Here is a 12,753-nt window from a genome sequence, read left to right as displayed (position 1 = left end):
TCTCCACAAGGGGTCGCTCGCATTGATCTTTGAAAACCCAGGTCAAACCCGGTCAAACTCGACAGCCCCGTCACCGGCCTCCACGGCCGGCCCCCATTGCCACTCCAATTCCCGGGCGATCGCGGCGATATTGGGTTTCTCCCGTCACCGGCCTCCACGGCCGGTCCCCATTGCCACTCAACGATCCGCCGTTCGGCCACGGCACTCCCCTTTTTCTGTCACCGGCCTCCACGGCCGGTCCTCATTGCCACGACTACGTTTCGGAGATGCGTCCGCTTAGCCTTCTCCGACCGTCACCGGCCTCCACGGCCGGTCCTTATTTTGCTGGGATCCACGAGTGCGGGGGCATGACAACCGTGGGTTCGTCAGTGTGCGGCGGTCTCCGCTGATGCCGGTTCTGACGTTGTGGTGGCAGCCGCGCCAGAGCGCGGTTTACCTGGTCACTCCGACGTCGCCCGGACGGTCAGGCTTCGATTCGAACGAGCGGACGACCCACGAGAACCATCAAATGTCCTCCGCCACACCGTGGTTCATTCACCGAACGGTCATCTCCAAGGTGAACCGAATCGGGTGACGCGCGGTTCAGGCGGATCGGGTGCGTCCTCCGGGCGTCAGGACTTCCCTCCCCCGAGGAGCGTCGAGATGGATATCGACCTACCACTCGGTGCCCGTGCTTTAGGCGATTTCAACTTCTGCAAACGCCTGTTCCACCTGGAGCACGTCGACGGCTACTGGACGGACACGGAGGAGACACGCCTGGGACGTCTCGTCCACGCGCGGGTGGACGTCGCGAAGAGTCCGGACGCTGGTCAGCGTGTTGCGTCCGGCAACTGGATAGCGACTTCGATGAAGGTGTTCTCCGATGAGCTCGGTGTTGTTGCCGTGTGCGATGTGGTTGTGGCACAGCAGGGGAAAGTTCGGCCTGTCGAGTTCCGCCGTGGCTCGCCGCGGAATGACGGCGAACCGTGGCACAGCGACCGGATGCAGCTGCTCTGTCAGATCGTCGTGCTCCGGCACAGCGGTTACCCCTGCGATCACGGGTTTCTCTGGTACGCGGAGACGCGCTCCCGCGTGAGAGTGGACTGGTCGGCCGAGGCCGAAACCGAGCTCCGGCGATCTCTGCACAAGGCCCGCGAAGTCGCTACCAGCTCGGTCCTCCCGCCACCTCTCCAGCACAGCAAGAAGTGCGAGCGGTGCGCCTTACTCCCGGTGTGCCTCCCGGATGAGATCAACCTGCTGTCAGGGCGAGACGAGGCTCCGCCCCGACGGTTGCTGGCAGCGGCGCCCGAGAGTCAGCCGCTCTACATCGTCGAACCGGGTTCCCGCCTCGGAGTGCGCGGCGGACGACTGCACGTCACGCGTGCCCGGGACGAACTCGCCTCCCTCCAGCTGCGCGACGTCCTCCACGTGGTGGTAGCCGGCCCTTCGCAGGTCACGACGCAGGCCATCCACGCGCTGGCCGAGCAAGACACCCCTGTGGTGTGGACGACCACCGGGGGCTGGATGAAGGCCGTCACGATTCCGTCCCTCGGCAGCAACGTCGACCTGCGGCGTCGTCAGCACACCATCAGCCCCCAGCGGGCCGTCGACTTCTCCCGCCGACTCGTGGGCGGGAAGATCCGCAACTGCCGGACTCTTCTCCGCCGCAACAGCCACCACACCGATCCCGAAGCACTCAAGCGACTCGACACCGCCATCCGCAGTGCCGACCGAGCCCAGACCGTGACCATGCTCCGCGGCATCGAGGGGGCGGCCGCGCGCACCTACTTCGACGGTCTTCCTCACCTTTTCCGCCCCGATCACCGGCTTCCGGGACCAGGTTTCGCCGACTCCGGTCGCACTCGGCGTCCACCTCGTGACGCCGTGAGCTGCCTGCTGTCGTTCCTCTACGCATTGCTGGTCAAGGACGTCACCGTCGCCTGCTACGGACTGGGGCTCGATCCCTACGCCGGCGTCTACCACCAGGACCGGTTCGGACGTCCGGCGCTCGCGCTCGACCTCATGGAGGAATTCCGGCCGCAGATCGCCGACTCCACGGCGTTGACGCTCATCAACACCCGCCAAGCCGACGCCGGACTGTTCCACGTGCGCCCGGACCAGGTGACCTTGACCCAGTCCGGCAAACGACGCGTCATCGATGCCTACGAGCACCGCATGACCACCGAAATCCGGCATCCCCTCTTCAAGTACACCGTGACCTACCGCCGGGCTCTGGAGTTGCAGGCGCGTCTGTTCGCCGCCTACCTGCTCGAAGAGTTCGCCAGGTACAGGCCCTTCACCAGCAGGTGACCTCATGGCTCGGCACCGCTACCTCGTCGCCTACGACATCAGCGATCCGGTCCGGCTTCGCCGGGTCGCCAAGACCGTCGAGGACTACGGCGAGCGCATCCAGTACTCGGTGTTCCTCTGCGATCTTTCGCGCGCGGATCTCGCCGAGCTGCAGTGGCGGTTGAACCGGGTCATCACAACCTCAGCGGATCACGTTCTGTTCGTCGACCTGGGCATCCCGTCACAGGTCACCTTCGAATTCCTCGGGCACCGCAGGCCGCTGCCTCCGACCGGGGCCCGTGTCGTGTGATGACAAGGAGAAGATCATGGCTCAGAACAAGGAAACAACCTTCACACCACCGTACGCCACCTTCCGGAATTTCCTGAACAGCCTGGACAAGATGGCGCAGCAGCCCACGCTCCCGGCGGCGATCGATCGCAGCTATCTGCGCTGGATGCCCGGCTCCACCCAGACCGGGTATCTCGGGATGTGCCGCCAGTTCGGGCTCATCGACGAAGACGGCGCGCCCACCGACCTGCTCCGCGAGTTGGTCTACGACCCGGATTCACGGCCGAAGAAGGTCAAGGAACTGATCCTGCGGCACTACGCGCCGATCGTGGAGTTCGGTAGTCAGCACACCACCTCGCAGCAGCTCCTCGACAAGTGGACGGAGACCTTCGGACAGCACGGCGACACGCGGCGCAAGGCCAGCACGTTCTTCCTCCACGCCGCTGAATACGCGGGAATCCCGGTGAGTCCCGAGTGGAAGCACATCGCGACGACCTCCCGCAAGCGGAGTCCGGGAACCCGGCGCGCTCGCCGCACGACGAAGGCCGAGGAACCGACCGCGCCGACGGGAAGTTCCGGAGCGACGCGGATCCGGCTCAAGTCCGGCGGGAGCATCACGCTCAGCGTCGACGTCAACCTCCTGGAGCTCTCCGTCGAGGACCGCGAATTCGTCATCAAGCTCATCGACGCCGTCCACGACTACCAGTCCCGCACTGGGCAGGACGACCTCGCTGACGACATCCCCTCGCAAAACTCGATGGAGGAGTAGTTGGTCATGGAACCGATCGGACGTGATCGACGGAGAGGCGCGACACGTCAACAGCGCGCATTGCTGTACCAAGCCGCGCGCGGGAGGTGCCAACGCTGCGGGGTCGAGCTCGACGCGGATTACCAGTGCGCACACCTCGCTGCCCACCGCAACGGCGGAGGCACGACGTTCGCGAACATGGAGGCTTGGTGCTCTCGATGCAACCTCGCGCTCGGTGGCAAGGACGCGCACCCGCTGCCCGGAGTGTCGTTGCGCGACTGGCAGGCCGAGGCACTGCCCGTCATCGGCGACCGGCTCTTCCAGGAGGGCATGGCGACACTTCATGGGGCACCGGGTGCGGGCAAAACGACCTTCGCCGCGTTGATGTTCCGGAAGTTGCGAGACGCGGGATACGTAGGACGCATGACCGTCGTCGTGCCGAACCGAGCGTTGGTCGGACAGTGGCAATCACAGCTGGCCGAGCACGGGATTCACTTGGACCCGAGCCCGGTCGTGGGAGCCGTCGAGGGCACCGGCCAAGCCGGGTTAATCACCACGTATCACTCCCTGCCCAACTCGGCCGGAACGCATCTCATCCGGCAGGAGCAGCAACCTACGTTCGTGGTGTTCGACGAGGTGCATCACCTCGCGAGCTACGCGGCGTGGGGTTTGGCCGCGCAGCGGATGATCGGTGGTCCCGATCAGCTCCGGGCTCGGGCTGTTCTGAACATGACCGGAACCCTGTTCCGGTCCGATCCTCGTCATCGGATTCCGACCGTTCCGTACCGGCGGGTCTTCGCCGATGGCGTGCCGAAACTGCAGGCCGTGGCGGACTTCTCCGTGTCGACACAGCAGCTCATCAAGACGGTGCTTCGGGCACCCGATCTGTACCGCTACGCCGCGCGGGCGGAATGCGTGGACCTGACCGGTGACGGTGTTCCGCAGCACCGGCTGATCGCGGACCTCGATGATCAGGAGCGCTCCGGGGTCATGCTCAAGATCCTTTCCTCCCCGGAGTGGATCGAGAACTTCGCTCGCGAAGCACTTGCGCTGCACGACCAACAGCTCGACGCCCTCGGTCACGCCGAGCCGCTGAAGCTGCTGTACGTGGCTCCCTCGATCCCGGCTGCACGTCTGGCGCAGGACAAGCTCAACAGGCTCACGGGGACCGATTTCGCGCGGCTGGTCGTCTCGGACGAGTCCGGGGCGATCTCGACGTTGCGGCTTGCTGCTGCAGAGCCCCGGCCGTGCGCCATCGTGACCGTCCGGATGGTGACCGAGGGCTTCGACTGCCCGCAGGTCGCGACGATCGCCTACGGGACGAACATCGTCGCGCCACTGTTCATCGCGCAGATGATGGCGCGGGCCATGCGCCGGACCGAGACCGAGCACTCTGCTGGGACGCCGCTGCCTGCGAAGATCCTCATCCCGGATCATCCGCAGATCGAGGCGTCGTTCGTCGCGGCCGTGCGCGACGCGGCTCCCCTGGCCGAGGGGACCGACGACGATGAGCGCGTCGGCGGGCTCGTCGGTGACCGCGTTGAGAGGTTCGAACTGCTCGGCGTTGAAGCACCCGAGTTGAGCGGGGTGAACGTGCTCGACCAGGAGGACGGCGAAGTCGGGGCTGAGGACGTTCGGGAGGGGGTTCGGTTCTGCGAGTCCGTGGACGTGCCGGTGACGTACGGCCCTCGGGTCGCCGTCGGGCTCCGGCGGCGGGAGTAGGGGCACTCCTGTCGCTGGAGTGCGCAGGAGGTGACAGCGATATCGCGATGCGAGCGGTCCAGCGGCGATGGTGCCAGGCAGGGCCGCTCGCATGGCGTTTCCGCAGGTCATCCTGTTTTGTTGGGTACGCTAAGATCGAATCTGGCTCCGGTGGCGATCTCCACGAGGGGTCGCTCGCCTTGATCTTTGAAAACCCAGGTCAGACCCACCGCATTCGGACAGCCCCGTCACCGGCCGTCCCGGCCGGTCCTCATTGCCACGCGTTCGCGGTGATGGCGTAGACAAGGCTCACGTGTCCGTCACCGGCCGCTCCGGCCGGTCCTCATTGCCACCCGAGCTGCTGTCGTGCTGACCGGCAGAGGCGGTTTCAGCCGTCACCGGCCGCTCCGGCCGGTCCTCATTGCACCATCATGGTTTCCCTCTTTCTCTCTCCCGGTTGAGGTCTCCGTCACCGGCCGCTCCGGCCGGTCCTCATTGCCACTGGGCGCCGCCCGGTGCGGCGTAGACCAGGCCTGCGGTGCCGTCACCGGCCGCTCCGGCCGGTCCTCATTGCCACTCCACCTCCGGGGTGACCCGAAACCGAATGACTTCACCGTCACCGGCCATCCCGGCCGGTCCTCATTGCCACTCCAGCTCGTCGGGAAAACCGTAGATCACGAAGCCGCCGCACCGGCCGGTCCGGCCGGTCCTCATTGCCACAGGATCGTCGCCATCGGCTCCCACCGGTGGTAGCGCAGCCCGTCACCGGCCGTTCCTCATTGCCACGGAAGCCGTCGAGCCTGATCTCCGTTGTCCTGTGTCATCCGTCACCGGCCGCACCGGCCGGTCCCCATTGCCACACGTGGCCGGTCAGCACGTGCAGCAGGTCAAACCCGCCGCCGTCACCGGCCGTTCCGACAGGCCCATTGCGTCTGGGCTTACACGGTAGTCGCAGCAGGTCGGAACAGGCCCATGCCCAAATAGCGTTGGGAGCCGAGGACCACCGGGCCCGGGATCGCGTCTGGGAAGGTGATGTGGGCGTGGGTGTATGGAAGCCGGGTTTTTCGGGGTAGGTCTGCGGGGGCGAGGTCTGTTGCCGCTGTGGTGAAGGGGCTCCGGGCCGTGCGGATCTCGGTGGGTTCGGGCAGGCCTGCTGTGCGGCAGGCTCGGGCGAGTTCTGCGGATTCGTTGCCCTTGCCCGGGAACCGGTCGAGGACGATGGGGGTGACCGTGGTCCACGTGCGCGACGGGGTGGTCCACTCGGTGGCCGTTGTGGACGGTTGCGGCTTCAGTCGGAGGGTGGCGCCTGGGATTTCGAGCCGAAACGCTGTGGTGTGCAGGACTTTCTTGAGTAGTTCCACCAGACCGGGTTTGCCCGGTGGGCAGAGGATCGCCACGCCGCGGATGTTCCCCGGAGTCGTCGAGTGCTCGGGTTCGATCAGCGGGAGGTAGGCGGCGTGGGTGCGGTCTTCGGCTTCGTGGCCGGAGATCTCGGGCGGGAGCGGGTTCGGGGTCCGGCTCATGACCGCTTTGCGGAGGCTCGTGGTGATCGTGCCCGCCAGTTTCCCTTCGATGCGGATGCCTTTCGGGAAGCTGAACATCAGCATCCGGTCGGCGTTCTGTGCGATGCCGGCCTCTGCGCTCACCGTGTATCTCATCCTGTCTTCGCGTCGTTCCCCAGAAGTAGGGGAAATCCTAGCTTTTCGGGATTCGACGGTGGGTCGATCTCGACAATTTCGTGAAAGCCGCTTGGTTTCCACTGTTTTTGCCCTGACGTTCACCCGGTTTAGCGATGCCATGAGCCTCGTTTTCCGCCTCCCCGCCGGGCACAATAGGGAACATGCGTTCGATGACGTCGTTTTCCGGTGCCGTGGCCGCGGCTCGGGCCGCTCTTGCGGGTGCCGTGGCGTCACCGAGGTGTGCCGGTGAGTTGGCCGGTGCGATTCGGGAGTTGGAATCGCTTGCGCGGTACGTGCATTCCGTGCAGGCCGAGTTGATTCAGGAGGCGGAACAGCACCAGATCGCGCGCTCCGCGGGGGCGCGGAACACGGGCGTGTGGTTGCAGGACGTGCTCAAGGCCGACCCCGGGCAGGCTCGCGGCCGGGTCCAGGTCGCTACGAGCACTGCCGTCCCGGTGGCGCGGAAGGCGTTGGCGGACGGGGTGATCAGCGTGGAGCACGCGCAAGTCATCGCTGCGTGCGTCGACAAGCTCCCCGACGCCGCCGAGACCTCTCGGGTGGAGGCTGTGCTGGTCGAGCAGGCGCGAACGTGCCGGCCTCGCGACCTGCGGCAGCTGGCCGAGGGGATCAACGCCGCGCACGACCGCTCCCTCGCCGTGCGGGACGAGCAGGCCCAGCACGAGTCGCGGGAGCTGCACTACGTCGCCTCCGGCGACGGGATGGTCATGATCAAGGCGCGGCTCGACAAGGAGACGGGCCAGAAGTTCCTCGCCGCGATCCGCCCGCTGTCGAAACCGCTTCCGTCCCACGACGGGACGCCTGATCCGCGCACGCCCGCGCAGCGTCACGCCGACGGCCTCGCGACCTTGGTCGACCTCGCGCTCGGCTCCGAGAACATGCCGCGCGTCGGGGGTCAGCGGGTGCAGGTCCAGGTCACCGTCGGCTACGACGACCTGGTGCGCAGCCTCGACCCCCGCGCCGAAGGCGTCGCGCCCGGTTCGTTCGCCGACGGGACTCCGATCACGGCCGACGCCGTGCGGCGGATGGCTTGCGACGCCGGGATCCTGCCCGTCGTCCTCGGCGGCGACGGTGTCGCGCTGGACTACGGGCGCGAGGAGCGCACCGCTCCCCCGCAACTGCGGGCCGCCCTGTTCCGGCGCGACGGGATCTGCGCGTTCCCGGGCTGCGAACACCCGCCCGGAACGTCGCAGGCACACCACATCGTGGAGTGGTTCCACGGCGGCGAGACGACGCTGTCGAACATGGTCATGCTCTGCGCCTTCCACCACCGGATCGTCCACAACGACCGCTGGACGATCACCGTCGACGAAGGGAGAACCGCGTTCACACCACCGCACCGCATCGATCCGCACCGCCGATCCCGGCCCGGCTCGACGTCGCGCCCGGGAACGCACCGACAACTGATCCGGGATCTCATCCCCGCACCACGAGAACCCGCCCTCTGAACCGACCTGCACCAGGCCGGGCACCCCGGCACGCCCTCAGCGGCACTTGCTGTTTGACAACTGCAGAGTGGGAAACAACGCGGCCGGAGCCCCCGGCCTCGGGGTCACGCGCAGCGCCGGAATCGGATCACCGCTCCGGGCTCGGGCCTGATCGCTGATCGTGACACCGAGGCCGGGGCTGCTCGAACGACGTTCAAGACCCGGCACCGCGCGCTGTCGTCAGCTCCAAGAACCGGGCCGTCCCGGCGGCTGCGGGGGCTGGGGCGGGATGCGCAGCTTGTGCGTCGGCATGTCGTGCAGCTGCTGCGGCACGGTGAAGAAACCCGACTGCTGGTTGCGGGCCCACGGCGCCGGTTGTTTCGGCTGCGGCATGCGGCGGAAGAACGCCTCGCGCGCCATGCCCATCAGGGTCACGATCTGCCCGCGGCGAGCGAAGAACGCCTGCGGATCGATCGTGCGGCGCTCGGCCTGGGCGTGCAGCAGCGCCAGTTCCGTGGCCGCCAGCTGGTAGTCGCCCATCGCCTGCGCCCCCACGGCACCGGCCTGGTGACGCGCCCAGTTGCGGGCGCCTCGGCGCCCGCGCATCGTGCCCAGCATCTGGATGTCGTTGGGCGCCACCAGCCCGCTGGGGATGTAGGACGGCAGGTAGCGGCCGATGAGGTGCACCAGGCGCCTGCGGTCCCGGACCAGCACGATCACCAGCACCGCGAGCACCACGGCCTCCACCAGGTAGGCCAGCACCAGTCCGCCGAAGCCGAACAGCACCGAACCGCCGTTCCACAGCGCGTGCAGGAACACCGCCGCGCACCAGCCCAGGATCGGCGCGAAGACGCGGCCGACGCCGCGGTGCGTGGCGGCGTAGGCGATGCCCAGCCCGGTCATCGCCGTGTACATCGGGTGCCCCAGCGGTGCCACCACGCCGCGGATCAGGACCGTGCCCCAGATCTCGCCGGGCACCGAGGCCAGGCCCTGCATGTAGTAGAGGACGTTCTCGACCAGCGCGAAGCCCAGCCCGCACAGTCCCGCGTAGACGATCCCGTCGGTCGGGCCGTCGATCTCGCCGCGCCGCACCACCAGCAGGAACAGCAGCAGCGCGCCCTTGAAGCTCTCCTCGACGACCGGGGCGATCACCGACACCGTCAGCACCGTCGCGGGCTCCGGCCCCAGCACCACGGCCAGCACCGACTCGCCGAGGGAGTTGACGATCAACGCGCCCAGCAGCGCCACGCCGGCGCCCCAGCCGAAGGCCACCAGCAGGTTCAGCCGCGGTTCCGGTTCCAGCCGGTCGATCAGCAGGATCAGCGCGACCAGCACGATCGCGGTCGGCAGCGCCAGCAGCATGCCGATCACGACGTTGCCCGGCGCACCGGGATCCATCGCGAAGTACGACGCCAGCGCCAGCAGCATGCAGACGCCGGAGATCACCAGTCCGATGATCAACGACACCGGCGCGCGGTTGGAGCTGCGGCCTTCCAGAACCGATTTCGGGCTCAGTGCGGGCATGCCCGGCAGCGTAGGAGATCAACCCCGGTCCCGTCCGGTCAGCCCCGGAATCTCCCCCGGGGCCGACCGGCGGGTGGATCAGCTGTTCTGCGGAAAACCCAGGTTCACCCCGCCGTGCGAGGGATCCGGCCAGCGCGTGGTGATCACCTTGGTGCGGGTGAAGAACCGGATTCCGTCGGGCCCGTAGGCGTGGGAGTCGCCGAACAGCGAGTCCTTCCAGCCGCCGAAGGAGAACTGGGCGACCGGAACCGGGATCGGGACGTTGACGCCCACCATCCCGACCTCGACCTCCTCGCCGAACCGGCGGGCCGCCCCGCCGTTCTCGGTGAAGATCGCGGTCCCGTTGCCGTACGGGCTGCTGTTGACGACCTCCAGCGCGGCGTCGTAGGTCAGCGCGCGCAGCACCGACAGCACCGGCCCGAAGATCTCGTCGGCGTAGATCGACATCCCGGGCTGCACGTGGTCGAACAGCGTCGGCCCGAGCCAGAAACCGCCCTCGGCGCCGTCGACCTCGATGCCCCGGCCGTCGACGACCAGCTCCGCACCGGCGGCCAGTCCCGCGTCCACGTAGGACGCGACCCGGTCCCGGTGCGCCGCGGTGACCAGCGGGCCCATGTCGCAGGAGCGGCGTCCGTCGCCGACCTGGAGCTTGCCCATCCGCTCGGCGATCTTGGCGACCAGCTCGTCGCCCACCGGGTCGACCGCGACCACCGCCGAGACCGCCATGCAGCGCTCCCCCGCCGAGCCGAAACCGGCCGAGACGGCGGCGTCGGCGGCCAGGTCCAGGTCGGCGTCGGGCAGCACCACCATGTGGTTCTTCGCCCCGCCCAGCGCCTGCACCCGCTTGCCGTGCACGGTGCCGGTCTCGTAGACGTAGCGGGCGATCGGGGTGGAGCCGACGAACGAGATGGCCTTGACGTCGCGGTGCTCCAGCAGCGCGTCCACCGCGACCTTGTCGCCCTGGACCACGTTGAACACGCCGTCGGGCAGCCCGGCTTCCTTCCACAGCCGGGCCAGGAACAGCGCCGCCGACGGGTCCTTCTCGCTGGGCTTGAGCACCACCGAGTTGCCGCAGGCGATCGCGTTGGGCACGAACCACAGCGGCACCATCGCCGGGAAGTTGAACGGCGAGATCACCCCGACGACGCCCACCGGCTGCCGGGTGGAGTGCACGTCGACGCTGGTCGAGGCGTTCTCCGAGAACCCGCCTTGCAGCAGGTTCGGGATGCCGCAGGCGTATTCGACGTTCTCCAGCCCGCGCTGCACCTCCCCGGCAGCGTCGGAGAGCACCTTGCCGTGCTCGGCGGTGACGATCTCGGCGAGCTCCCCGGCGCGGGCGTTGAGCAGTTCCCGGAACGCGAACAGCACCGAGGAGCGCTTGGCCAGCGACGCCCGCTTCCACTCGCGCTGCGCCGCGACGGCCGCGGACACCGCCGAGTCCACATCGGACCCGTCGGCGTAGGCGACCGTGCCGGTCCGCTCCCCGGTCGCCGGGTTGAACACCGCCCCGGTGCGTTCCGGGGTGGCGCCCGCGGGGGCGCCGGCGATCCAGTGGTCGATCAGCTCGGTCATGATGAGAACAGCTCCTGCTCGGCCTGCGAGACGGTTTCGGTGAGCACCTGCAGCGCGTGTGCCGCTTCGGTCTCGGTGAGCGTCATCGGCGGCGCCAGGCGCAGGACGTTGCCGTGCAACCCGCCCTTGCCTATCAACAGGCCCCGCTGCTTGGCCAGCTCCATCACCCGCGCGGCGGCCTCCGGCGCCGGCGTCTTGCCGCCGGGCACGACGAGCTCGACGCCGATCATGAGTCCCTTGCCGCGCACGTCCCCGATGAGCGCGCTGTCGTGGGCCCGCAGCCCCTGCAGCAGCTGGGAGCCGAGCTTGGCGGCGTTGCCCTGCAGGTCGTGGGCCAGCAGGTACTCCAGCGCGGCGTGCGCACCGCCGGTGGAGACCGGGTTGCCGCCGAAGGTGGAGATGGAGTTCGCGCCGATGTCGTCCATCAGCGCGGATTCGGCGACCACGCCGCCGATCGCCAGGCCGTTGCCGAGCCCCTTGGCGAAGGTCATGGCGTCCGGGGTGACGCCGTGGGCCTGGATGCCCCAGAAGTGCTCGCCGGTGCGGCCCCACCCGGTCTGCACCTCGTCGGAGATGAGCAGGATGCCGTACTCGTCGAGGACCTCGGCGAACGCGCCCAGCAGCCCGTCGGGCGGGGTGGCGAACCCGCCGACGCCCTGGATCGGCTCGGCGATCATGCAGGCCACGTCCCCGGCGGTGGTGGTCTCGATGACCTCGCGCAGGTCGTCGACGCAGGCGGCGATGTAGTCGGCGTCGGACAGGCCGGAGAACGGGCTGCGGTAGCGGTAGCCGCCGTGCACGTAGCTGACCTTCACCGGCGACAGCGACGTCGCCGACCAGCCCCGGTTGCCGGTCACGGCCAGCGTCGCGAACGCGCGCCCGTGGTAGGAGTTGCGCAGCGCCAGCACCTGGTTGCTGCGGCGCTTCTGGGTGGCCAGCATCAGCGCGGTCTCGTTGGCCTCGGTCCCGGAGTTGGTGAAGAACACCTTCGGGTCGCGCAGCCCGGACAGCTCGGCGATGCGCTCGGCCAGCTCGACCTGCTGGCGGATCAGGTACAGCGTCGAGGTGTGCAGCACCCCGGTGTCGACCCGGCGGCGGATCGCGTCGCTGATCTCGTCGATGTCGTAGCCGATGGCGTTGGTGAGGATGCCGGCGAAGAAGTCCAGGTAGGTGTTGCCGTCGGCGTCGGTGACGTGGCGGCCGGAGCCGCTGACGATCTCGATCGGCTCCTGGTAGTACAGCGACAGCCAGTCCGGCATCACGGCCTTGTGCCGCGCCAACAGCGAATCCGACATGCTTCCTCCTGCTCCGGCGACCTCGTAGCGGTCGGACCAGTCTCTCGCCTCGGAAGCCCCGCGGCCATGGCCCGGCCCCTGTGATCAACGCGATGCCCTGTGATCAAGGCGGGGCGATCAACACGATGCGGGGGCGCGCGCCGCTACCGCCGATGACCGCGCGGGCACCGGGTGTAGCCTGTGCCCCGCCGGTCACGCGGCACCAGCACCTCCCCCCAGTAGCTGGCGTTCG

General features: G+C 68.2%; 9 protein-coding genes and 1 CRISPR repeat array. Of the genes, 5 read left to right on the top strand and 4 right to left on the bottom strand.

What is annotated here, in order from left to right; genetic code table 11:
* Positions 1-642 precede the first annotated feature (642 nt).
* From BM424_RS24730 to BM424_RS24715, 4 genes are read left to right on the top strand one after another with little or no spacing between them, the layout of a single operon-like run.
* Positions 643-2,289, top strand: coding sequence for a CRISPR-associated endonuclease Cas4/Cas1 (locus BM424_RS24730; protein ID WP_093422640.1), 1,647 nt, complete (start codon positions 643-645; stop codon positions 2,287-2,289).
* A 4-nt stretch (positions 2,290-2,293) separates the two neighbouring features.
* Positions 2,294-2,578, top strand: a complete 285-nt coding sequence (gene cas2 / locus BM424_RS24725) for a CRISPR-associated endonuclease Cas2 (RefSeq protein WP_093422637.1) — start codon at positions 2,294-2,296, stop codon at positions 2,576-2,578.
* A gap of 16 nt (positions 2,579-2,594) precedes the next feature.
* Positions 2,595-3,326, top strand: coding sequence for a DUF5343 domain-containing protein (locus BM424_RS24720; RefSeq protein ID WP_093422635.1), 732 nt, complete (start codon positions 2,595-2,597; stop codon positions 3,324-3,326).
* Positions 3,327-3,332: 6 nt separating this feature from the next.
* Positions 3,333-5,027, top strand: a complete 1,695-nt coding sequence (locus BM424_RS24715) for a DEAD/DEAH box helicase family protein (protein ID WP_093422807.1) — start codon at positions 3,333-3,335, stop codon at positions 5,025-5,027.
* Positions 5,028-5,251: 224 nt separating this feature from the next.
* Positions 5,252-5,723: direct repeats of the CRISPR family, unit length 33 nt; unit sequence CCGTCACCGGCCGCTCCGGCCGGTCCTCATTGC.
* Between the two features lie 221 nt (positions 5,724-5,944).
* Here the strand turns inward: BM424_RS24715 and csb2 are convergent.
* Entirely contained in the window at positions 5,945-6,919 is a 975-nt protein-coding gene (gene csb2 / locus BM424_RS24710; RefSeq protein ID WP_175548255.1) for a type I-G CRISPR-associated protein Csb2, read from the bottom strand.
* Between csb2 and BM424_RS24705 the strand changes: the two genes are divergently transcribed.
* Entirely contained in the window at positions 6,847-8,151 is a 1,305-nt protein-coding gene (locus tag BM424_RS24705; protein WP_093422632.1) for a DUF222 domain-containing protein, read from the top strand. The genes csb2 and BM424_RS24705 overlap by 73 nt on opposite strands.
* A 219-nt stretch (positions 8,152-8,370) precedes the next feature.
* On the opposite strand, the gene BM424_RS24700 is transcribed toward BM424_RS24705, so the two are convergent.
* The 3 genes from BM424_RS24700 to BM424_RS24690 all read right to left on the bottom strand — a co-directional run bounded on the left by BM424_RS24700 (position 8,371) and on the right by BM424_RS24690 (position 12,521).
* The gene (locus tag BM424_RS24700) at positions 8,371-9,654 is read right to left on the bottom strand and encodes a PrsW family intramembrane metalloprotease (protein WP_093422629.1); all 1,284 of its coding nucleotides are present in this window, start codon (positions 9,652-9,654) and stop codon (positions 8,371-8,373) included.
* Positions 9,655-9,732: 78 nt separating this feature from the next.
* Entirely contained in the window at positions 9,733-11,226 is a 1,494-nt protein-coding gene (locus tag BM424_RS24695; RefSeq protein ID WP_093422627.1) for a CoA-acylating methylmalonate-semialdehyde dehydrogenase, read from the bottom strand.
* A complete protein-coding gene (locus BM424_RS24690; protein WP_093422624.1) occupies positions 11,223-12,521 on the bottom strand; it encodes an aspartate aminotransferase family protein in 1,299 nt (432 codons plus the stop codon). Before BM424_RS24690 ends, BM424_RS24695 begins: the two co-directional genes overlap by 4 nt.
* Positions 12,522-12,753 lie beyond the last annotated feature (232 nt).

Source organism: Saccharopolyspora flava (genome assembly GCF_900116135.1).
Classification (GTDB): Bacteria; Actinomycetota; Actinomycetes; order Mycobacteriales; family Pseudonocardiaceae; genus Saccharopolyspora; species Saccharopolyspora flava.
This window is presented reverse-complemented; position numbering and strand designations above follow the sequence as displayed.